Annotated in this window: 22 protein-coding genes; 19 read left to right on the plus strand and 3 right to left on the minus strand. The window is 51.1% G+C overall.

Features of this window, described 5'->3' with window-relative positions:
* The first annotated feature begins 191 nt into the window (after nucleotides 1–191).
* Nucleotides 192–980, plus strand: coding sequence for a potassium channel family protein (locus H8L47_RS16105; protein ID WP_186954612.1), 789 nt, complete (start codon nucleotides 192–194; stop codon nucleotides 978–980).
* A 32-nt stretch (nucleotides 981–1,012) separates the two neighbouring features.
* Here the strand turns inward: H8L47_RS16105 and H8L47_RS16110 are convergent, their stop codons facing one another.
* Nucleotides 1,013–2,656, minus strand: coding sequence for an isovaleryl-CoA dehydrogenase (locus H8L47_RS16110; RefSeq protein WP_186954613.1), 1,644 nt, complete (start codon nucleotides 2,654–2,656; stop codon nucleotides 1,013–1,015).
* Nucleotides 2,657–2,779: 123 nt separating this feature from the next.
* On the opposite strand from H8L47_RS16110, the gene H8L47_RS16115 reads away from it, so the two are divergent.
* The 6 genes from H8L47_RS16115 (at nucleotide 2,780) to H8L47_RS16140 (ending at nucleotide 8,692) form a co-directional block, all read left to right on the plus strand.
* A complete protein-coding gene (locus tag H8L47_RS16115) occupies nucleotides 2,780–3,418 on the plus strand; it encodes a TetR/AcrR family transcriptional regulator (protein WP_186954614.1) in 639 nt (212 codons plus the stop codon).
* A 9-nt stretch (nucleotides 3,419–3,427) separates the two neighbouring features.
* On the plus strand, nucleotides 3,428–5,710 hold the full coding sequence (locus H8L47_RS16120) for a DNA polymerase III subunit gamma/tau (protein ID WP_186954615.1): 2,283 nt from the start codon (nucleotides 3,428–3,430) through the stop codon (nucleotides 5,708–5,710).
* A 71-nt stretch (nucleotides 5,711–5,781) separates the two neighbouring features.
* A complete protein-coding gene (locus tag H8L47_RS16125) occupies nucleotides 5,782–6,108 on the plus strand; it encodes a YbaB/EbfC family nucleoid-associated protein (protein ID WP_186954616.1) in 327 nt (108 codons plus the stop codon).
* A gap of 2 nt (nucleotides 6,109–6,110) precedes the next feature.
* Nucleotides 6,111–6,707, plus strand: coding sequence for a recombination mediator RecR (gene recR / locus H8L47_RS16130; RefSeq protein ID WP_186954617.1), 597 nt, complete (start codon nucleotides 6,111–6,113; stop codon nucleotides 6,705–6,707).
* A gap of 31 nt (nucleotides 6,708–6,738) precedes the next feature.
* Nucleotides 6,739–7,404: an HD domain-containing protein gene (locus H8L47_RS16135; RefSeq protein ID WP_186954618.1), complete on the plus strand. Its 666-nt coding sequence runs from the start codon at nucleotides 6,739–6,741 to the stop codon at nucleotides 7,402–7,404.
* Nucleotides 7,405–7,444: 40 nt separating this feature from the next.
* A complete protein-coding gene (locus H8L47_RS16140) occupies nucleotides 7,445–8,692 on the plus strand; it encodes a CaiB/BaiF CoA transferase family protein (RefSeq protein ID WP_186954619.1) in 1,248 nt (415 codons plus the stop codon).
* Nucleotides 8,693–8,842: 150 nt separating this feature from the next.
* Here H8L47_RS16140 and H8L47_RS16145 read toward each other — a convergent pair whose 3' ends face one another.
* Together H8L47_RS16145 and elbB are read right to left on the minus strand one after the other, a co-directional pair.
* The gene (locus tag H8L47_RS16145) at nucleotides 8,843–9,445 is read right to left on the minus strand and encodes a MarC family protein (protein WP_186954620.1); all 603 of its coding nucleotides are present in this window, start codon (nucleotides 9,443–9,445) and stop codon (nucleotides 8,843–8,845) included.
* Nucleotides 9,446–9,485: 40 nt separating this feature from the next.
* The gene (gene elbB, locus H8L47_RS16150) at nucleotides 9,486–10,136 is read right to left on the minus strand and encodes an isoprenoid biosynthesis glyoxalase ElbB (RefSeq protein WP_186954621.1); all 651 of its coding nucleotides are present in this window, start codon (nucleotides 10,134–10,136) and stop codon (nucleotides 9,486–9,488) included.
* A 221-nt stretch (nucleotides 10,137–10,357) separates the two neighbouring features.
* On the opposite strand from elbB, the gene H8L47_RS16155 reads away from it, so the two are divergent.
* The 12 genes from H8L47_RS16155 (at nucleotide 10,358) to gspE (ending at nucleotide 22,222) form a co-directional block, all read left to right on the plus strand.
* Nucleotides 10,358–10,558 carry a DUF1289 domain-containing protein gene (locus H8L47_RS16155; protein ID WP_186954622.1) on the plus strand — a complete coding sequence of 67 codons (201 nt, stop codon included), beginning with the start codon at nucleotides 10,358–10,360 and terminating at the stop codon, nucleotides 10,556–10,558.
* 41 nt (nucleotides 10,559–10,599) lie between these two features.
* Nucleotides 10,600–12,858, plus strand: a complete 2,259-nt coding sequence (locus H8L47_RS16160) for a xanthine dehydrogenase family protein molybdopterin-binding subunit (RefSeq protein ID WP_186954623.1) — start codon at nucleotides 10,600–10,602, stop codon at nucleotides 12,856–12,858.
* 217 nt (nucleotides 12,859–13,075) lie between these two features.
* Nucleotides 13,076–13,537: a type II secretion system major pseudopilin GspG gene (gene gspG, locus H8L47_RS16165; RefSeq protein WP_186954624.1), complete on the plus strand. Its 462-nt coding sequence runs from the start codon at nucleotides 13,076–13,078 to the stop codon at nucleotides 13,535–13,537.
* A gap of 9 nt (nucleotides 13,538–13,546) precedes the next feature.
* The gene (gene gspH / locus H8L47_RS16170) at nucleotides 13,547–14,011 is read left to right on the plus strand and encodes a type II secretion system minor pseudopilin GspH (protein ID WP_186954625.1); all 465 of its coding nucleotides are present in this window, start codon (nucleotides 13,547–13,549) and stop codon (nucleotides 14,009–14,011) included.
* A 1-nt stretch (nucleotide 14,012) separates the two neighbouring features.
* Complete coding sequence (gene gspI, locus H8L47_RS16175; protein ID WP_186954626.1) at nucleotides 14,013–14,390, plus strand: type II secretion system minor pseudopilin GspI; 378 nt, start codon at nucleotides 14,013–14,015, stop codon at nucleotides 14,388–14,390.
* Nucleotides 14,380–15,066, plus strand: a complete 687-nt coding sequence (locus tag H8L47_RS16180) for a PulJ/GspJ family protein (RefSeq protein WP_230413777.1) — start codon at nucleotides 14,380–14,382, stop codon at nucleotides 15,064–15,066. The genes gspI and H8L47_RS16180 overlap by 11 nt, the downstream gene beginning before the upstream one ends.
* 32 nt (nucleotides 15,067–15,098) lie before the next feature.
* The gene (gene gspK / locus H8L47_RS16185) at nucleotides 15,099–16,073 is read left to right on the plus strand and encodes a type II secretion system minor pseudopilin GspK (protein ID WP_305261984.1); all 975 of its coding nucleotides are present in this window, start codon (nucleotides 15,099–15,101) and stop codon (nucleotides 16,071–16,073) included.
* Nucleotides 16,074–16,080: 7 nt separating this feature from the next.
* Nucleotides 16,081–17,328: a type II secretion system protein GspL gene (gspL, locus tag H8L47_RS16190; RefSeq protein ID WP_186954628.1), complete on the plus strand. Its 1,248-nt coding sequence runs from the start codon at nucleotides 16,081–16,083 to the stop codon at nucleotides 17,326–17,328.
* A complete protein-coding gene (gene gspM, locus H8L47_RS16195) occupies nucleotides 17,328–17,828 on the plus strand; it encodes a type II secretion system protein GspM (protein WP_186954629.1) in 501 nt (166 codons plus the stop codon). The genes gspL and gspM overlap by 1 nt, the downstream gene beginning before the upstream one ends.
* A 15-nt stretch (nucleotides 17,829–17,843) precedes the next feature.
* Nucleotides 17,844–18,623 carry a type II secretion system protein N gene (gene gspN, locus H8L47_RS16200; RefSeq protein WP_186954630.1) on the plus strand — a complete coding sequence of 260 codons (780 nt, stop codon included), beginning with the start codon at nucleotides 17,844–17,846 and terminating at the stop codon, nucleotides 18,621–18,623.
* Nucleotides 18,620–20,788 carry a type II secretion system secretin GspD gene (gene gspD, locus H8L47_RS16205; RefSeq protein WP_230413778.1) on the plus strand — a complete coding sequence of 723 codons (2,169 nt, stop codon included), beginning with the start codon at nucleotides 18,620–18,622 and terminating at the stop codon, nucleotides 20,786–20,788. The genes gspN and gspD overlap by 4 nt, the downstream gene beginning before the upstream one ends.
* A 3-nt stretch (nucleotides 20,789–20,791) precedes the next feature.
* Nucleotides 20,792–22,222, plus strand: a complete 1,431-nt coding sequence (gspE, locus tag H8L47_RS16210; protein ID WP_186954631.1) for a type II secretion system ATPase GspE — start codon at nucleotides 20,792–20,794, stop codon at nucleotides 22,220–22,222.
* Nucleotides 22,223–22,224 lie beyond the last annotated feature (2 nt).

The following is a 22,224-nucleotide window of genomic DNA, read 5'->3' on the forward strand; positions in this document are numbered from 1 at the left end:
GCTTAATTTGCCCGCCTTATTTTTTTTGCCGCATTTTCTCCCGTTTATTCTTCGAATTTCTACAAAATTTGCGCCATCACAAGACGTGCTCAATTTTTTCATTGATGATTGCCAAAAAGTGATAAGGCTGGATCCGGGTTTCACATGCGCTATCGGGTGATTAACGTGAAGAGATTTTTGGTGAAAATACGATGAAATTTCCAGTGACGCAACGCTTCTGGACCTGGTTTACCCGACCTTTGTTATTGATCGGCTTATTGTTGACCATCCCCGCCTTCTATTTGGTGCTGGGTGGCACCACTGACGTGGCCGAGCTGGCGGGGCGCACTCTGTATGCGGCTGCAGCATTGTTGATGCTTGTTGATACTGGTCTCCAATGGCAAAAAAATAGAAGTCAAAAACGGCGTAGTGGCAAGCTAATACTGGATGGCATGATCATCACTGGCTGCTTGCTGAGTGTTATTTTTACTGGCGAAGCATCGGGTACGCTCGAATGGGTGTTGCGACTAGCGCTGGTAGCCGTCATTCTGCTGCGTCTTGCCACTCTGGTTTTGCAGCATATGAAACCCAGTCATCTAGTGCAAATGATCGTGCTGGCTTTGCTGATGCTTTGTTCTGCAGGTGCAGGGTTTTACTGGCTGGAGCCCAATGTACATAGCTATGCGAATGGTGTCTGGCTGGCTTTTACTACGATAGCTACAGTGGGCTATGGAGATATTGTTCCTTCTACCCCTGCATCCAAGATATTTGCCGTCTTCATCGTATTGCTTGGTTACGCCATGTTTTCCATAGTAACGGCGAATATTGCAGCCTTGTTTGTGGAGGAGGAAGAGGCTAATCTGGAAAAGCAGTTGCATGCAGATATCCGTCACTTGAGCAGGGAAGTGGCTGCTCTCAGGGATGAGTTGCGCAGCCGTGATCGTCTTTTCCTCGAAAGGGAAAAAGCAAGGGAGCCTAGGCAGGGTGCGCAAACAGAGTAATTAGTCTGGCAGCCCGAGGTCAAATGAATTTTCTACTCAGTAAATGCCCGGCTGATAATATGATCAAGTAGGGTGTTGCTTATCTCGCCACCCAGACTTCCATATACTCGACCGCATTCAGCATCCATACGGCTGTGAGTAAACGCGATAGCAACATCTTCTTCAGCATATTCGCTCATCAGGAAAGCCTGGGCTGTCAGCACCAGTTTCTGGGTAATGCGACGGGCATTCTTTTCTCTGAATTCTGTTAATGCCAGGTCTTTTTTTAATTCCTGCACCATTTGCCTGACCTGCTCAGATGTCGAACTGTTCCAAAATTGCAGCAATAATTGCAAGCCCTCTGGGTCTCTATCCATGGCGCGCAGCACATCCAGGCACATGACATTTCCAGAGCCTTCCCAGATAGAGTTGACCGGTGCTTCGCGGTACAGCCTTGCCATGGGGCCAGTCTCGACATAGCCATTGCCTCCCCAGACTTCCATGCATTCACCAGTAAATTCCAGTGCGCGTTTGCATATCCAGAATTTTGCGGCAGGCGTCATGATGCGTTTCCAGGCGCGTTGCAAGTTGTCATCTGGTGCGTCAATTGCAGCAGCCAAGTGCAACATGAGGCGTGTCGCTGCTTCGCTTTCCAGTGCGAGGTCAGCCAACACATTGCGCATCAAAGGTTGATCCACCAACTTCTTGCCGAAAGCTGTGCGGTGACGCGCATGGTGGATGGCTTGTACCAGTGCTTGCCGCATCAGGCCAGCGCTGCCGATGACGCAATCCAGCCGGGTCAGGTTGGCCATTTCTATGATGGTTGGTATACCCCGGCCTTCATTGCCTATCATGACGCCGTAGGCATTATGGAATTCCACTTCGCTGCTGGAGTTTGATTTGTTGCCCAGTTTGTCTTTTAGTCTTTGTACCAGGATCGCATTCTTGCTGCCGTCAGGACACCAGCGAGGCACGAAAAAACAGGATAAACCAGTCTCAGTCTTGGCCAGGACCAGATGGGCATCGCACATGGGGGCTGAGAAAAACCATTTGTGACCTGTCAGTGCATAGGCTTGACCTCGTCCATTGACGCCCAGCGCCACGGCAGTGGTGGTATTGGTGCGCACATCCGATCCGCCCTGCTTTTCTGTCATGCCCATGCCTATCAAGATGGATTTTTTCTGTGCTATCGGCAGGTCGCGTGGATCATGTTCCAGCGAGTACAGCTTGTCTTTGAGTTCCGCGAAGAGGAACACTTCGTTTTGTAGCACCGGGATGGATGCAAAAGTCATGGTGCTGGGACATAGGGAGCCAGATTCCACCTGCGATTGCATGAAATAGCCAGCAGCACGGGCAACATGTGCACCCATGCGCGGCTGGCTCCATGGGCTGGCATGCAGGCCTTGCTTGCGCAATATCCTCAATAATTGATGCCAGCTGGGATGGAAATCTACCCGGTCTATGCGCTTGCCCTGTCTGTCATGGGTATGCAATTCTGGCAAATGCGTATTGGACAGTGCAGCAGCTTCCAGCACTGCGCTGCTTCCTAATTCTTGTCCGGACGTTTTCAGTGTATTTTGATACCAGTCAGCTTGATACTGCGCCAGACTACTCATTAGAACGGTATCACTAGTGAAAATATTGTAATCTTGCAGATCTGCGACCTGATTGCTTATTTCATGGGTTTGCCACTGCATATGAGCCTCATTGATATGGTGTAATTAAATAAGCCAGCTGAATAGTGTAGTCTGATGAAGTAAGTAACATGTTCGCTTTTCAGCGGCCAATTTAGTCTCCGACCTTAACCGACAAGAAACACCATGAGCGAGTCTGCCAGCCCTTTGAAATTACGCCGCAAGCCAGTGCAGCAACGCTCGAAAATGACACAATTGGCAATTCTTGATGCCTTTGTTCGGCTTTTGGTCGAAAAAAGCTATGCCGATCTGACCATGCGCGATATCGCCCTGGTTGCTGGCGTGGGTCTGGGCACCTTGTATGAATACTTCCCTGGCAAAAAATCGATAGCGGCGCATTGCATACATGAGCGCATGAAGAATATTGGAGCCCAGATGCGCATCTGGGTAGGGTTGCAACATGGTCAGCCCTTGCAAGATATCGTAACGGATCTGCTGGAGCGCATTATTCTTTTGCATGCAGACAAAACTGAAGAGTGGTCTGCTCTGATTTTCCTGGAGCGGCAAATTTCCAACATGGAAGCCTATAGCGCCCTGTACGGGCAAGTTGTCGATATCTGGGAGTCAGCTTTTGCCGCAAGCTCGGACCGTGCGGCTTATCCAGATACCAGTCCGGCGATAGTCCATGCGGCTGTCTATGGGGTCTTGTATCAGACACTGATGTTGTCCCCGCAAAGCCTGCAAGCACCTGAATTTCTTGCTCAGATGAAAAACTTGGTGTTGGGATATCTGCAAATCACTGATCAGAGCGCCCGAATAAGGTAAAATCGCGGGATGTCCTATCAAGTCCTCGCCCGAAAATATCGCCCCAAGAGTTTTGAAACTCTGGTGGGGCAAGAGCACGTGGTCCGTGCCTTATCGCATGCGCTAGAGCAGCAGCGGCTGCATCACGCCTATTTGTTTACCGGCACACGCGGTGTTGGCAAGACGACGCTGTCACGCATACTGGCCAAATCCTTTAACTGCGAGACGGGTATCACTGCCCATCCTTGCGGTGTCTGCGAAGCCTGTACGGCAATTGATGCCGGGCGCTTTGTTGACTATATAGAAATGGATGCCGCCTCTAACCGTGGCGTCGATGAAATGGCCTCGCTGCTCGAACAGGCAATTTATGCTCCATCCAATGCACGCTTTAAAGTCTATATGATAGACGAGGTGCACATGCTGACCAACCACGCTTTCAACGCCATGTTGAAAACGCTGGAAGAGCCGCCTGAGCACGTCAAATTCATTTTGGCAACCACCGACCCGCAAAAAATCCCGGTTACGGTCTTGTCACGCTGCTTGCAATTCAATCTCAAGCAAATGCCACCTGGCCATATTGTTGGCCATCTGGAAAATATCCTGGGACAAGAGCAAATCGATTTTGAGTTGTCTGCCTTGCGTTTATTGGCTCAGGGCGCACATGGCTCCATGCGCGATGCCTTGTCGCTGACCGACCAGGCAATTGCCTATGCCGCTGGTAAAGTCAGCCTGGATGCAGTGCAAGGCATGCTGGGTGCGCTAGACCAGTCTTACCTGATACGCCTGTTGGATGCCTTGCTGGCCCAGGATGGCAAGGCCTTGCTTGACGTTGCCGATGAAATGGCAGCGCGCAGCCTGTCTTATAAAGCTGCCCTGCAAGATCTGGGCAGTTTGCTGCACCAGATCGCCGTGGCGCAAATGGTGCCTGCAGCAGTGGCAGAAGATATTCCTGAACGCGAACAGGTATTGCGTCTGGCGCAGAGTTTCGCCAAGGAAGAAGTGCAACTGTTTTATCAAATTGCCGTGCATGGTCGCAATGAGCTGGCGCTGGCTCCTGATGAATATGCTGGTTTTAGCATGACGCTGTTGCGCATGCTGGCATTCAAACCTGTCAGTGGCGAACAATGGGCGCAGCCACCTGCCAGTACGCCACCGGCTGGTGGGCGTCCGGCGTTGCCAGTGAATAGTACGAGCAATGTGCCGCCTGCACAAAGTCCTGCCCGTCCCGGCCCTGTTGCCAGTCCTGCAGCGCCCAGTAATAGTAGTAGCGCTGCCTCTGCAGTAAATGCAGCGCCGGCAGTGTTGCCAGTCCGTGCTCCGGCAGAAGCACCTAAACCGGCGGCGCAGGATAATACTGAGGCTCGAGTCAGCACGCCTGCTGCTGGCACACGTGTCAGCCCGGTCATGGCTGCCCTGGCTGCCGCGCGCGCAAATACCAAGAATGGCACACAAGCTGGGAAGCCCGCTTCTGCCGAAGTTGAGCCCGCAGCCAAAGCTGCAATTGCTCCTGTCGCCCCAGTAGCTCCAGTCTCACCCATAGCGCCTGTTCGTCCTGTTGCTCCGCCGACTGTCAAAGTAGCGCCATCATCGGCGCAACCAGTGGCCAAGCCTGTCCAGCCAGTATCTGCACCCGCACCTTTGATCGCAGAACAGGATATGCAATCCATGGGCATGGATGATATGCCACCGCCCTGGGATGAAGAAATGTTCTTCGATGCAGAGCCTGCAAAACCGGCAATGCCACCGAGAGTGATGACTCCTGCCACACATCAGGAGCAAGCCGCACCAGTTGAAGTGGGCGTGCTTGCTGACACAGTTGCAACTGCTGACCAGGAACCGCAAGCTGTCGTTGCAGAAGTGCTCAAGCCCAGAGAATCCATCACCCTGAATGTCGATCGTCTGATCGCAAGTGCCCCAGTCCCTGAGTTGAGCTGGGATGGTCATTGGCCTGCACTGGCAGCCAGCTTGCCAGTACGCGGCGTAGCGCAGCAAATGACGCAGCAAAGTGAACTGGTCAGTTGCAAGCAGGATGGTAATGCTCATGTTTTCCGTTTGCGTCTTCCTCTTGCGACCCTTTTGTCTTCTGGCAGTGTTGAAAAACTCAGCGCAGCCCTGACTGAGCGGTTTGAAAAAAACATACGGGTAGAAACCGAGATAGGTGCGGTTGAGCATACTGCCAACGCACAGGCTGTAGCTGAGCGTGAAGTGCGCCAGCAGCAGGCAGAAAAATCCATACAAAGCGACAGTTTCGTGCAGACTTTAATGCGCGAATTTGGTGCCACTATCGTCACGGGTAGCATACGGCCAGTCTGATGTCAGCGGCGTATAAGAATGCGTGACCATCCTTTAATCAATATCCCATTTTTATTTTCGGAGAAATTTTTATGATGAAAAATCAATTAGCTGGCCTGATGAAACAAGCCCAGGCAATGCAGGACAATATGAAAAAAGCCCAGGATCAATTGGGTCTGGTAGAGGTCGAAGGCCAGGCTGGTGCTGGTCTGGTCAAGATTATCATGACCTGCAAGAACGATGTCAAACGCGTTACCATCGATCCATCTCTGCTGGGCGATGACAAGGACATGCTGGAAGACCTGGTTGCTGCTGCATTCAATGATGCGGTACGCAAGGCAGAAGCCACTTCACAAGAAAAAATGTCAGCTTTGACAGCTGGCATGCCATTGCCGCCTGGCTTCAAGATGCCATTCTGAGTGTGAAAAAACTCGGTAGTCTGGAAGCCTTGTCTGAGGCTCTGCGGCGCTTGCCCGGCGTCGGGCCAAAGTCTGCCCAGCGCATGGCTTATCACTTGCTGCAACATGACAGGGAAGGCGCTGCCATCCTTGGCATGGCCTTGACCCATGCGGTTGAGCGCATACAGCATTGCGCATCCTGTAATACCTTCAGCGAGAGCGAAGTCTGCGAAACCTGTCTGGATGCAGTGCGCGATACCAGTCTGCTATGCGTGGTGGAAACGCCCTCAGACCAGATGATGATAGAGCAGACCATGACTTACAAGGGCCTGTACTTTGTCCTCATGGGACGGCTCTCACCACTTGATGGCATAGGCCCGAAAGACATCCATCTGGAAAAACTCGTCACCAGGGCCACCGACGGTAAAGTGCAGGAAGTGGTGCTGGCCACCAATTTCACTAATGAAGGTGAGGCAACCGCGCATTACATCAGCGAGACACTGAAATCACGTGGTTTGCGGGTGAGTCGTCTGGCACGCGGCGTGCCAGTCGGTGGAGAGCTCGAATATGTGGATGCTGGCACCATTGCCCGCGCCATGCTGGATAGACGGACTACTTAATTCAGTCACTGAGATAATAATATAAGCCATCATGTTTCTGATCCCCGCCGAACAAAAAAGCAAATTGCACTTGCAATGGTCAGACCTGATAAGGGGATTGGCTGGGAGTTCCAGACATGCGATGGAAGTCTGGACTTTGCTTGATAAACATTATTCGGAACCACAGCGCAGTTTTCATAATCTCTCGCATATCCAGTCCATGCTCAAGCATGCAGAAGAGCGGCGGGCTGACATACAGAATTTCTCTGTCGTATCCCTGGCCATCTGGTTTCATGACATGGTGTATGACACCCATGCCAACAATAATGAGTTGAAAAGTGCAGAGCTGGCAGGCGAATTGATGATGCGCATGGAAATTAATCCCATCATCATCATGCATGTGCAGCAATGCATACTTGCGACGGCCAGGCATGAGGTAGCCGATTTTAAAAACCGCGCTGCTGATATTCCCTTGTTCCTGGATATTGCCTTGACCATCCTGGGTGCGCCCAAGGATGTCTATCAGCAATATAGTCGTGCCATACGCAATGAATTCCGCTGGCTGGAAGCGCCAGCTTACAGAGCGGGGCGCTTAAAAGTGCTGAAGCGCTTTGCTGGCCGTGAACACTTATATTTTCATCCCATCATGGCGGCGCAATTTGATGCGCAGGCACGCGCCAATATCGCATGGGAAATCAAGAAACTCACTTTTGTCTGAGTTGATCCTGTAACTCTTTTCTGGACGTATTTTTACTCTTATGCAGTCACAAGCTAAAGCACACGGCCCTTTGGCGGGAATCAAGGTTCTGGAATTGGGTACGCTAATTGCGGGGCCTTTTTGCTCGCGCATGCTGGCAGAGTTTGGCGCTGAAGTCATCAAGGTCGAGTCGCCCGATGGTGGTGATCCTCTGCGTCAGTGGCGCGTATTGAAGGATGGCACTTCCTTGTGGTGGAGTGTGCAAGCACGCAATAAGAAAAGCATCACCCTGAATATGAAACAGGAACAGGCACGTGAAATAGCCAGGCGCCTTGCCCTGGATGCCGACATTATCATAGAGAATTACAGACCCGGCGTGCTGGAAAAATGGGAGCTGGGATATGATGATTTGAAAGCGATCAATCCCGCCACTATCATGGTGCGCCTTTCCGGTTATGGCCAGACAGGGCCTTTGAAAGATTTGCCCGGCTTTGGTGCCATCGGTGAATCCATGGGCGGTTTGCGTTATGTCTCAGGCCATGCTGACCGGCCACCTGTGCGCGTCGGCATATCAATTGGTGATTCAGTCGCGGCCCTGCATGGCGTTATCGGTGCCATGATGGCCTTGCGGCACCGTGATGTCACTGGTGGGCGCTGGAATGGCAAGCAGGGTGACGCATGTGTCGCTGGCCAGGGGCAAATGGTGGATGTAGCTTTATATGAGTCGGTATTCAATCTAATGGAATCGCTGGTGCCAGAATTTGATCATGCCGGTGTCGTGCGTGAGCGCACTGGCGGTGCCTTGCCCGGCATCGTGCCGTCGAATACGTATACTACGGCAGAAGGTGAAAATATTGTCATTGCAGGCAATGGTGACGCGATTTTTCACAGACTCATGAAAGCCATAGACCGGGATGATCTGGCGCAAGATCCGGGCCTGGTGCGCAACGATGGCCGTGTCCCGCGTACGGCAGAAATTGATGCGGCAATTCAGGCCTGGTGTTCCGGTCGCGAAATAGATACGGCCTTGCAAATACTCAAGGCTGCAGATGTGCCGGTAGGGAAAATCTACTCTGTACGTGACATGATGAATGACCCGCAATTCCTGGCGCGCCAGATGTTTGAGCAGCATGCCTTTGAAGATGGTACACCAGTCAAGCTGCCAGCCATCACGCCAAAGATGTCAGAAACACCGGGGCAGACGCAGTGGCTGGGGCCGCGCCTTGGTCAACATAATCAGGAAGTGTTGAGTGCGTTGGGTTATAGTGATGCGGAGATAACGCAAATGACTGCGGACAAGGTAATTTAAATAAGTAATTTAAAGGTGAACTATGAATCGACAGATGTTGAAACAATTCCTGATTGCCCTGGCGCTGTTCCTGCTGGGTTACTTCACCTTTAATCACTAAAACTTTGAAATGACTGACCAAGCCCTCAATGCCTGGTCAGCCATGTTTGATCAGTGTAAGGTTTTCAGATAATCCCTGATCCCCGCCAGCAGCATTTCGACCGACATCGCTGTCAGTATTAAACCCATCAGGCGCTCAAATGCAGTCATGGCGCGTATGCCCAGGACTTTTTGCATGCGTTCCGCACTCAATAATACCACTAGCCAGACGACCGCAACGGCAGTCAGCGCTGCCAGATGTACGATCATGTCTTGCCTGCTGTCTGATGAAAACAGCAAGACTGTCGCTAGTGCAGAAGGCCCAGCCAGAGCAGGTATGGCTAGTGGCACTATGAAGGGCTCGTGACCATCTTCCACATCACCAAAAATACCACCTTCCTGCGGGAAGACCATGCGCAGAGCTATCAGGAACAGGATCACGCCACCACCTATGCGCAAAGATGCCTCGGTCAATTGCAGCGCGGTCAGGAAGTGTTTGCCAAAGAACATGAACAGCAAAAGCAAGCCAAAGGCAATAGCACATTCGCGTACCACCACGCGCCAACGCCTTTCAGGCGCGACATGGGACAGGGCGCTGACAAAGATGGGGACGTTTCCGAAAGGGTCGGTGACCAATATCAGCAACATCAGGGATTGAAAAAAATCTTGAGTCATGAAGACCTTTTGTAAAAATTGATGCTTTGAAAAAGCGACTTCAAATTAATGCCAGTGTAGCCTTGACGGCGGCTTCTATACCTGTCGCTGCTTCAGCAATATTTTCTGCCAGCATGTATGCTGGTGTGCTGACTACTTTTCTCTCTGTGTCGACGACAAATTCCTTCACTGGGCAATTGATGTGCTGTCCACCCATGGCAGTTACTGCAGCGGCTGTGTCCGTATCTGTGCCGATGGTGACCGCAACACCTCTGCCATATACAAACGGCAGCATGGCTGGTGCTATGCATATATAGCAGGCAGGTTTGCCAGCGTCGGCGATGGCTTTGGCAAAGCGCAAAACGTCTGGCTGTATCTGGCAGTCAGCCCCCTTGCTGGCAAAGTCGGACAGATTCTTGGCTGCACCAAAACCACCCGGGAAAAATACTGCGGCATAGTCTTCAGGATTGGCCCGCGCGATATCTTTGATCTTGCCACGGGCAATACGGGCAGATTCAACTAATACATTGCGGTTTTCCCCTGCGGCGACCTGCCCTGTAAGATGATTGACAACATGGGCTTGCGGGATGTCAGGTGCAAGGAATTCTGGTTCTGCGCCAGCTCTGACAAGAGCCAGCATGGTCAGGACACTCTCGTGAATTTCAGCGCCATCGAAGACGCCACAACCGGAAAGAACGACGGCTACTTTCATAATGTACCTTTATATTTGTGGGAGAAGGACAGAAAGCAGCTAATTTTCCCGCTGAAGCCTGTAGGCTGTCAACAAAGTCCGCCAGTTTCTGGAAAAATAGAGCCCGCTACCAGCGCACTAAGCAAAAAAACATTTATTATTAGCCAGAAAAAGGCGAACGCTCGTTTTATTATCCCGAGCCTAGCTCATTCAGGCATATTCCTGAAAGCCAGAGTAAGACTATGTCAGTAATTAAGACGGAAGGTAAAGAACGTCCCGATACTCCTTGTGTTGCCGTTTGCTCAACGACATTTGATGACGTTTGTCGTGGTTGTGGCCGCACAGTGGCAGAGGTGGCGGAATGGGTGTTCATGACCGCAGAACAAAAAGATGTAGTCTGGATTCGGATATTGGCTGAGGGTTATCCAAGACGCAATACCTGATTGCAGCAAATAATAGCGGCAAAAAATAATGGAGACTATGTATGTCGCAAGAAAAAAAATCAGGACGCCGCCGCTTCATCCTGGGTGGTTTGGGACTGACAGGTGCCTTGCTGGTGGGTTGGGGCGTCATGCCACCTCGCCAGCGTCTGAACGCCAGTAAACCCTTGCCAGTATCAAATGGCGAAGTCGCCATGAATGGCTGGATCAAAATTGCGCAAGATGGTACCGTCAGCGTCGCCATGCACAGGAGCGAGATGGGACAGGGCATCCATACTGCCTTGCAAATGTTGGTGGCTGAAGAGCTCGACGTGCCTATGAGTGTGGTTAAACCCATGTATGTACCCGCGGATAAAATTTATGGCAGCATGGCGGCATTGGCAGATGGCCTGCCATTTCATCCAGACGATCAAGGCAGTGTGAAGCGCGTAGCACAATGGGTGACCTTGAAATTCGCCCGCGAACTGGGTTTGCAGATGACAGGTGGCTCATCCAGCGTCAAAGATGCATGGCAGCCCATGCGTGAAGCAGGTGCCACTGCTCGTGCCATGCTGGTCGCTGCAGCAGCAAAGAAATGGAACGTGGCCGTAGCAGAATGCACGACAAAGGATGGTGTAGTCCGCCATTCGTCCGGCAAGCATGCCAGCTATGGTGAGTTGGCTGCCGATGCTGTCAACAGCAAGCCTGGCGATATACGACTCAAGCGTCCGCAAGATTTTAAAATCATAGGTGAGTCGCAACCGCGTACTGATGCTGCCCCTAAAGGGGATGGTAGTGCCCAGTTTGGCATTGATGCCAGACCAGAAGGTATGTTGTACGCTGCAATCAAGCAAAGCCCCACCATAGGTGGGCGCATCAAGTCTTTTGATGCCGCAGCAGTCAAATCCATGCAGGGTGTGGTGCAGGTCATTGATTTTTTCATGGAAGGGGCGGTGGCCGGTCTTGCTGTGGTCGCTCAGTCTTATTGGCAAGCCAAACAGGCGTTGGATAAATTACCAGTCATCTGGGATGACGGTGAGCATGCGCAACTGTCGACGGAAAGCATTTTTAAGGACTTTGCCAGCAAGCTAGATAGCGAATCTGGCTTTGCTTATTACAAGGCCGGGGATGTCGAGGCGACACTGACTGGCACGGGAATAGCCAAAACTATAGAAGCAGAATACCGTGCCCCTTTCCTGGCGCACGCTGCGATGGAACCTATTAATTGCACTGCACAGCTCAAGGACGGAAAGCTGCAAATCTGGGTTTCTACTCAGGTGCCCGGCGTGGCCACCGATGTAGCTGCCAAAGTCGCCAAACTTAAATCTGAAGATGTCACTCTGCACATGGCCTATCTGGGCGGTGGCTTTGGTCGCAGGCTGGAAGTGGACATGGTCGCGCAAGCGGCGCGTATCGCCATGGAAACCAAGGGTGCGCCGGTCAAACTGATCTGGAGCCGCGAAGAAGATACTACGCATGACATGTATCGGCCAGCGGCCCTGGCGCGCTTCAAGGCAGGGTTGGATAGTGCCGGTAAATTGCTGGCCTACGATAATAAGTCTGTCTCAGGTTCAATTACGCATCAGGTCTTGAAGCGCACATTTGGTCTCGCTGGTGCTGGCCCGGATAAAACTACGGCGGAAGGCGAGTTTGATATGCCGTATGAGATTCCACATCAGCGTATCGCACATGTCATCGTCCCCAGTCCCGTTGCGCTTGGTTTCTGGCGCTCAGTTGGCCATTCACATAATGCTTTTTTCAAAGAGAGTTTTATTGATGAAATTGCTCATGCAGCCAATCAGGATAGCCTGACATTTCGCCGTGCTTTGCTGAAAGATCATCCACGTCATCTTGCAGTGCTGGATGCAGCGGTACAAAAAGCAGGCAAACCAGCAGAAGGCAGGGCGCATGGCCTGGCATTGCATGAATCTTTCGGTAGTATTGTTGCCCAGGTCGCAGAAGTCTCGGTGCAGGAAGGGCAAATCCGGGTGCATAAAGTGGTTTGTGCTGTGGATTGCGGCATAGCGGTTAATCCCAACATCATTGCCCAGCAGATGGAGAGTGCTGTGGTCTTTGGCCTGAGTGCTGCCTTGTATGGTGAAATTACGATCAAGGATGGCAAGGTCGTGCAGAGTAATTTTAATGACTACCAGGTCTTGCGCATGAATGAAGCACCGGCAGTAGAAACCATTATCATCAAGAGTGCCGAACTACCCCAGGGAGTAGGCGAGCCAGGTGTGCCACCCATTGCTCCGGCTGTTGCCAATGCCTTATTTTCTCTGACTGGCAAGCGTCTGCGTAGTTTGCCCTTGAAATTGAGTTGAAATATACTGGTGGTAGTATGTCTGCATTCAAGACAGAATTTATACATATTAAATGCTTTTTTTATGTAAATATATTGTCTTGATAGCATTTTTTGTTACTATTCGATACAGAATGCGGCCCCAGTGGCATTTGCAGGATTTATACTGCGTCAGCTTCATATAGTAGTGTGCAGCGCATTGTTTGCTTATCCAGTTTTTATTTTTTTAGAATTTTGCCATGTCCAATTTTTCAGTTCCTGTATCTGCAGCCAAGGCTCGTCAGTCTGAGCGCGGCTTTACCTTGATAGAGATCATGGTGGTCGTGACCATCATTGCCATTCTTGGTGCGTTTATGGTCCCGAGGCTTACTGGTTTTACCCATGAAGCCAGGGTGACTGCTGCCAAGCAGGATATCTCCACCATCATGGGTGCGCTGAAAATGTACAAGCTGCACAATCAGCGTTATCCAACCACAGAACAAGGTTTGCAAGCCCTGATCGAAAAGCCAACATCCGGCCCAGCTGCAAATGCCTGGATAACTGGCGGCTATATAGAAAAATTGCGTAATGATCCCTGGGGTAAGTCGTATCAATTTCTGTCACCAGGTATACGGGGTGATGTTGATGTATTTTCGCTGGGTGCAGATGGACAGCCAGGTGGTAGCGGCGAAGACGCCGACATCGGTTCCTGGGATTTATAAGAAGCACGGATGAAGATCATGCGTGGGCAGCGAGGATTTACCTTGCTGGAGTTGCTGGTGGTATTGACTATTTTTGGTCTCATACTCGGTGCTGTCAGTATTAATGCCATGCCGGGTGAGCAACAACGCCTGGAAAATGACGCCAGAAGAATCTCCCTGTTACTGCAATTGGCGCGTGATGAAGCCATCGTCCGCAATCTGCCAGTGGCTTTTGAAGTGGATCAGAGTGGTTACCGCTTCCTGGTCAGGGAAGACAGGATCTGGTCACCCGTGAAGGATGAGATGTTGCGCGAGAGGAGTTTCCAGAGCGCGCCCGTGCAATTGTCCATGCAGCCACAAACCGCTGATACCTCTACCATCCGTATACTGTTTGGACGCGAACCGGTAGACAAACCCTTTGTATTGACCATCAAGTCTGCTGACAAGCATGTCAGCGTCAGGGCGGATGGCATTGGTCATTTTTTTGTAGAGTAAGATGCGACATCTGCGTTCACAATCCGGGTTTACATTGCTTGAAGTGCTGGTGGCTTTGGTCATCGTTGGCACTGCTCTGGGGGCTAGTCTGCGTGCAGTCGGCAGCCTGACCCAAAACAGCAGTAGCTTGAGGGCGTCCATGATGGCGACCTGGTCAGCAGAAAATCGCCTGTCACAAATCCGTCTTGCTCATGAATGGCCTGCCTTCGGTGAGCGCACTTTTGCCTGCCCGCAGGGGGATTTGCACCTGATGTGCGAAGAGCATGTGATTGCCACCCCCAATCCTTCTTTCAGAAGGGTTGAAGTTTTCGTGTATGAAGCAGATAGCCCTGAGCGTCGCATCATCAAGCTGACCCAGGTGGTGCCGAATGCGCTTTAAGTTGATGGCTGGCCGCAACAGGCATGCACGCCGATTGTCTGCAGCCGGTTTCACCCTCATAGAATTGCTGGTCGCCATCAGTATTTTGGCAATCATTGCTGTGCTGGGCTGGCGTGGCCTGGACAGTATCGTACGCGCCCGTGTGCTGCTGACCGCAGAAATGGAGCAGACACGCGGCATGCAGTTGTCTTTTGCGCAGTTGGAGAATGATTGCGCGCATCTGGTGGATGCAACCAATTTTCCGGGGCGGGAAGTGTTGAGTGCTGTTGGTGCCCGACTGGTGCTGGTACGCAATGTTTTTGAAGAGAACCAGCCTACCCGCCTGCAAGTCGTGGTCTACCGGGTGCAGGATGGTGTACTCAAGCGCCGAGAAATGCTGCCTACACGCGAATTGGCCGTGCTTGATCAGGATTGGCAAAATGCCCTGGCGGATGCTGAGGTCAGCCCCGCCATCGCATTGCAAAGCCAGGTAACAGGTTTTGATATGCGTACCTGGAAAGAGGGGGAAAACGGCTGGCGCAATGGAGGTAGCGAGGTAGCTGGCAAAGATAATCCTGCCATTGTGGCGCCGGGCATACCATCAAAAAATGGCAAGCTGACAGGTTTGGAAATTGCCATACAAATAAGCGGCCGTGAATTGCCAGTGACCAAAGTGTTTTTGCTGGGTGCTGTATGAGGACGAGAAATGTTCCCCGGCGCCAACGAGGTGTGGCTGTCATTACAGCCTTGTTGTTGACCACATTGGCCATCACTATCGTTGCCAGCCTGTTCTGGCAGCAGCAGGTGCAAGTCAGGTCGATAGAAAATCAGCGCATGCAGTTGCAAAAAAAATGGATTTTGCGGGGCGCAATAGACTGGGCCAGGTTGATCTTGCGTGAAGATGCCAAGCAGACTGTGGCAATTGATCATCTTGGTGAGCCATGGGCAGTAAAGCTGGCAGATACCAGGCTGGATCAATATGTAGAAAATGCCAGAACCGAAAATGATGAAAGTGATGCTACTTTGTCTGGTCAGGTCATTGATGCACAGGCTATGTATAACCTGAATAATCTGGCGACAGACGGCAATGTAGATCAGCGTGAAGTGGATGTTTTCAGCCGCTTGCTGGTGAACTTGCGCTTTGATGGGCAACTGGCGCAAGCCGTGGCAGATATGGTAGCCAGGACGCAAAGCAAGGCAGTTGCCGGTCCAAACCCAGGTTCTTCTGGCGGTGAAACAGGTGCTGGAAAAGCCCCGGATTTGTCTGTTCCTGAAGTACAATTCCTGCGTTTTACGCAAATTGATGATTTGCTGGCAATTAATGGATTTTCGCCAGACATGGTGGAGCGTTTGAAGGCTTTCGTGACGGTTTTGCCACGCAAGACTTCGATTAATGTCAATACGACCTTTGCTGAAGTGCTGGCGGCCAGAGTAAATGGCTTGAGCATGGGGGACGCGGCAGCCATGATTGCCAGTCGAGATCGTGCTTACTTTCGCACCACCAGTGAATTCAAGTCGCGCTTTGAGGATAAGTTGAAAGCATTGACAGACAAGGATATCGTTGTTGCAACCAATTTCTTTATTGTCAATGGTAAAGTCAAAATGAATCGCTCGGCGCTGGATGTCAGTGCATTAATAGAACGCGCCGATAGCATGGGATCAACGGCGTCGGCAACAACAGTGCTTTGGGTACGGGAAAATTAAATAGAAAATGGCAAGCACACTGTATATCTCTTTGCCCTCCAGAGTGGCGGCACAAAATCGACCTGATTGGTCTGCTCAGGCGTTGGCCTTTGCCTTGATTTCAACTGAGGGGCGCCTGCAACAACAAGGTCAGTCCAGTTTGCATGAATTGAAGTCTCTGGCTCTCGCTGCCAAGCAGGTAGCTTTCATTCTGGCTGCTAGTGATACCAGTTTACTGACAACTAAAGTGCCGCCCATGTCGGCCGCCAAACTGAAACAGGCTTTACCCAATTTACTGGAAGATCAGCTGATTTCTGATCCCGCTGATCTGGTGCTGGTCAGTAGCGATGTGCTTAATGGCGAAATTACCGTCGCTGTCACAGATAAATCCTGGCTGGAAGGACTGGCAAAACGGGTAAAAGACTGGCCACTGAAAAAATTCTCTGCCTACCCGGCACAATTGGCACTTGCTTTCGATGTGTCAAGCCTGACCGCGTCGGCCCTGATCGATGAAAATGATGAGGGCTTGGAGTTAAGCCTGCGTGATGGTGTCCAGCATGGCCTGGGTTTAAGCCTGGAAAATACTAGTGTAGCAGCAGCCTTGTCCATGTTGGCGCAACTCAGCACCAATCCCAAAATTGCTGCCTATGTTCCTGCAGGTACAGTGGAAGCTTGTCAGCAGGCTTTGAAAACCGACGATCTCGAAGACAAGATAACTGTCATGTCTGTGAGCTGGATCAACAGAGTGGCGGGCGTCAGCCCGGCAACACCTGATTTGATGACCGGGGTTGCCGCTGAGCATATGAGCGGTTTTGATTGGGCCAAGTGGCGCTGGCCATTGCGTTTGGGAGTAGGCTTGTTGGTCGTTAATTTGCTGGCACTGAATCTGGAATGGTTCAGTATGAAGCGTGAAGAAAAAGAACAGAAAAATGCGCTGATTCAGGTATTCAGGAATACCTATCCAAAAGAGACGGTCATTTCTGACCCACTCAAGCAAATGCAGCAAAAGGTCAATATCGCCAAGCGTGCTGCTGGACAATTTGCAGTCAATGATTTTGCCGTCATGGCAGCGCAGTTTTCACAGGTATGGGACAGGGCAGGCGTGCCGGGCGGCATTGCTTCCATCGAATATAAGGACAGATCACTGTTCGTCAGGACTAAACCCAATGTACAAATTCCCATGGATGCCCTGCGTTCTGCGCTGGCAGAGCAATCCATGAAAATCAGCACCTCGACAGATGGGGCTTTGCGTATTACCACCGGAGGTAAGAACTGATGTTCAGCGCAGTCAAAGAGCAGTTTAATTTATTCTGGCAAGGCCGCATTGAGCGCGAACGCAAAATGTTGGTGATTTGCGCCTTATTTATCATGGCCGCCATCACTTATGGTTTTTTTCTGTCTCCGGCCCTGAACGGTCGAAAGCAGTTAAGCGAGTCCCTGCCAAATTTGAATCAGCAATTGGCAGAAATTAACGAGCTGAGTAAACAACAAACTGGTTTGACGGCAAATTTGTCTGAGTTCATCCCCCCTGTAAGCCGCGAGCAAGTTGAGGCTGTGTTGGGCAGGCGCGCTATCAAGGCGCAGACTGTCGCTGTCAGCGATGATTTGGTGCGCTTGCAAATTCCAGCGGCTGCCTATGCCAATTTGATGGAGAGCCTGGTGGAGATGCAAAAGGCATCCAGATTGACAGTGGAAGAAGCCAAACTCGTCGCATTGCTGGAAAATGGCCAGGTGAGTGCGACTTTGACGTTGAGACAACAAAGAAATGCTCCCTGAGTCCAGGATCGAACGATGTTAATTTCAAAACGTCTGACATGGATTTTTGCTGCGATCTTGAGCGTTATCGTCACTGTGGTCATGTTTTTACCTGCCAGTTGGTTGGGTTTGGTGGTGGAGAAACAAAGCCAGGGCAGATTGAGCCTGGGTGATGTGCAAGGCAGTTTTTGGCAGGGTTCGGCATTTATTGGTGTGGCTGCTGGCAAGACTGGCCCGGTGACGCCCTTGTTTCCCGGGCGTTTTCAATGGCGAATTTCACCCATACTGATGCTGGGGCAAATCAAGGCAGAACTGGAGAATCCCGCGGCCTTATCTGCACCTGTCAAGATTGCCGGAAACTTCAGTCAGTGGCAAGTCAGTCCATCGGTGTTGCTATTGCCGCCAGAGCGTCTGGAAGGGTTAGGAGCGCCATTGAATACTATAGGACCGACAGGCTCGTTGCATTTGTCCTGGAATGAGTTGCTTTTTTCGCGCAAGAATGCGCAACTGAGTATGACTGGGCATATGCAACTGGAAATGGCAGAAATGGCTTCGCGCCTGTCGCCGATCAAGCCTTTGGGAAGTTACCAGATGGCCTTTGATTTGCGTGGAACAGATGCAGACATGCAGTTGTTAACGATGAAAGGCCCGATGATGCTGGCAGGAAGTGGAAAAATGACGAATGGTCGTTTCCAGTTTTCAGGCAAGGCATGGGCAGAAGCAGGACAAGAAGCAAGGCTGGCAAATTTATTGAATTTGCTTGGGCAGCGTCGTAATGACGGTGAAAAAGATGTAATTGCGTTAGAGTTCAAATGAAAACATTTCCATTAAAGCACAGGGTCGCCATGACAAGAAATTCGCTACGCCAACCTATCCAGCAATTGTCTGCATTGACTGGTGCAGCACTATTGACTGCGGGCTTTCTATTGGCACCCATGGCCATGGCTCAGGATCCGTCGAAGAATACGGTAGACATCAACCTGGTGGGTGCAGATATAGAATCGGCCATCAAGGCGATAGGTCACTATACCGGTGTGACTTTCATCATCGACCCCAGAGTCAAGGGACAGATCAATCTAGTGTCAGAGACGCCGCTGACCAAGGATCAGGCTTTTAAATTGCTGACTTCCACTTTGCGGCTGCAAGGCTTTTCTGTTGTGACTGCAGATGGTTATTCCAAGGTAGTGCCAGAGTCAGACGCCAAGCTACAACCTGGTCCGACTCAAAATGCGGGATCTGCCAGATCGGAAGCAGCCAAGGGTGACCAGGTCATCACGCAGATTTATAAATTGAATTATGAGTCTTCTGCGAATATTGTGACCATCTTGCGTCCTCTTATTTCACCCAATAATACGATTAATGGCAACCCCGGCAATAACACCGTGGTGATCACCGATTACGCCGATAACATCAAGCGTCTGAACAAGATCATCGCGGCACTGGATGTGCCAGCCACGACCGATATGGATGTCATCCTGGTCAAACATGCAATCGCTTCCGATATCACCGCCATGGTTTCCAAAGTGATCGATGCAGGCGCTAGTGGTGCTGATCCTACCAAGCCTGTATTGTTGGCTGACCCCCGTTCAAATGCCATACTGGTACGTGCATCTTCAGTTGCCAAAGCAAACCAGATCAAGTCTCTGATTGCCAAACTCGATCAGCCAACATCGCAGCCTGGCAATGTGCATGTGGTTTATTTGAAGAACGCCGAGGCTGAGAAGCTGGCGCAAACCTTGCGGTCCATCGTTACGGGCGATACATCTTCCTCACGTGGTTCCAGCAGCAATATTTCTAATGCTGGCAGTGCTGCCAATGGTACGAACAGTCCGGTAGCTGCAAACACGTCTGGAGGCACACAGAGCAGCATGCCTTCGTTCAGCAATAGCAGCACTGGCAATAGTTCTGGCGGCGGTGGTGCTGCTGGTTACATCCAGTCTGATGCGGCCACGAATACGCTCATTATCACTGCCAGCGAACCCGTCTATCGCAATCTTCGTGCAGTGATTGAACAGCTTGATGCGCGCCGTGCCCAGGTCTATGTAGAGGCACTGATCGTGGAGATGAGTGCCGATAAGTCAAACGAACTGGGTGTGCAATGGATGGGTTTGTCAGGTGACAGCACCAGTAATTACCGCATAGGTGGCGGCACTTCATTCTCTACCAAGGGAAATAATTTGCTTAATCTGGCCGCTGGCAATGCCGCCACGGCAGGTTCTGTACTGCCAGGCGCTGGCTTGTCACTGGGTATTTTCAAACAGATCAATGGGCAATTGGGGCTAGGTGCGTTAGCACGGGTGTTGCAGACAGATGGCAATGCCAATGTCTTGTCGATACCAAATATAGTCACCCTGGATAATGAAGAGGCAAACATCATTGTTGGTAAAAATGTGCCTTTGATTACTGGTCAATTCACAACCGGCTCTGGTGGCTCGGCAGGTGTCAATCCGTTCCAGACCATAGAACGCAAACAGGTAGGTTTAAAGCTGAAGATCAAGCCGCAAATTTCTGAAGGTGGCACAGTCAAACTGGCTATTTATCAGGAAGTATCAAGTGTGGATGATACAACCAATGTCGCAGGTATTATTACCAAGGAGCGTTCCATCACGACCAATGTACTGGTGGATGACGGCCAGATTATTGCCTTGGGTGGCTTGATTGAAGATAGTACAACTGATGGCGGCGAAAAAGTCACTGGCCTGGGTGATTTGCCAATTATCGGCAACCTGTTCAAGTACCAGACCAGCAAGCGTTCCAAGACCAATCTGATGGTGTTTTTGCGTCCCACAGTGATACGCAATGCTGAACAAAGCAATAATATTTCCGTAGATCGCTATGATTACATGCGCACTCAGATAGTGCCCTCTAAAGATGGCGCTACTGATAATTTGCTGCCATATTCGGAAAAAGGAAGACTGTTGACCACCCCCCTGGTAATCTCGCCAGAAAAGGCAGCGACCACAGGCAAGGAAGGCAAATAAGCCATGCTTGATCATCGTTTATTGCCTTATGGATTTGCCAGAGATTTCTCTGTGCTGGCTGTGAGGGACAATGCCGTTGTCAATGGTGTTGTTGAAATCCAGATTTCGAAGATGACACCATCAGCAGCGATATCTGAAGTCGGGCGCAAGTTTGGTAAAGTCAAACTACTGATGCTCCCACATGCTGAATTGGCAGAGGCTATTGCCAAGGCCTACGCTGGTTCTGGTGGAGATGCAGCCGATGTAGTGGGTGAGGTGGAGTCTGATCTTGATCTGGCCAAGCTCATGCTGGACATGCCAGCTATTGAAGATTTGCTTGAATCGGCCGATGATGCACCCGTGATACGCATGATCAATGCACTGCTCACACAGGCATTGCGCGATGGCGCGTCGGACATCCATATTGAACCGTTTGAACAGATTTCTGTAGTACGCTTTCGCGTTGATGGTGCTTTGCGCGATGTCGTGCGTCCCAAGAAAGCCATACACGCATCCCTGATCTCGCGTATCAAAATCATGGCGCAACTGGATATCGCAGAGAAACGCTTGCCACAAGATGGACGTATTACCTTGCGCATAGGTGGCAAGCCCGTTGATGTGCGGGTCTCGACTTTACCAACAGGGCACGGCGAGCGCGCTGTGCTGCGCTTGCTTGATAAGGAAGCGGGGCGTTTGGACCTGGGGCATTTGGGTATGAGTACCGATGTGCTGACTCAATTCGACAAGTTGATTGCGCAACCGCACGGCATCGTGCTGGTGACGGGTCCAACGGGTTCTGGCAAGACCACGACCTTGTATGCGGCCCTGTCGCGGGTAAATGCCGGTACCACCAATATTTTGACTGTAGAAGATCCTATTGAATACGAGCTGGCTGGCGTTGGTCAGACGCAGGTCAATGCAAAAATAGAAATGACCTTCGCCAAAGCCTTGCGCGCAATTTTGCGGCAGGATCCTGATGTCATCATGATAGGTGAGATACGTGATCTGGAAACAGCGCAAATTGCAGTGCAGGCCTCACTGACAGGCCATCTGGTACTGGCGACGCTGCATACCAATGACTCTGCCGCAGCAGTTACACGCTTGCTGGACATGGGTATAGAACCCTTCCTGTTGTCTTCTTCATTGCTGGGTGTCGTGGCGCAGCGGCTGGTACGTAAACTCTGTATTCACTGCCGTGTTGAAAAAGAAGGTACATGGCATGCAGTCGGTTGTGAACATTGTGGTCATACCGGTTATCAGGGGCGTGTAGGTGTCTATGAGTTATTGCAAACTACCGATGCCATCCGTGCCCAGATACATCATGAGGCAGCCGAAGCAGAAATACGTATTGCGGCACAGGCAGACGGCATGAAAACCATGCGTGAAGACGGTCAGCGCTGGCTGAAAACTGGTGTGACTACACCAGAAGAGTTACTGCGCGTGACGAAGGAATAGAG

This window comes from Undibacterium umbellatum (assembly GCF_014284125.1).
GTDB lineage: Bacteria > Pseudomonadota > Gammaproteobacteria > Burkholderiales > Burkholderiaceae_D > Undibacterium > Undibacterium umbellatum.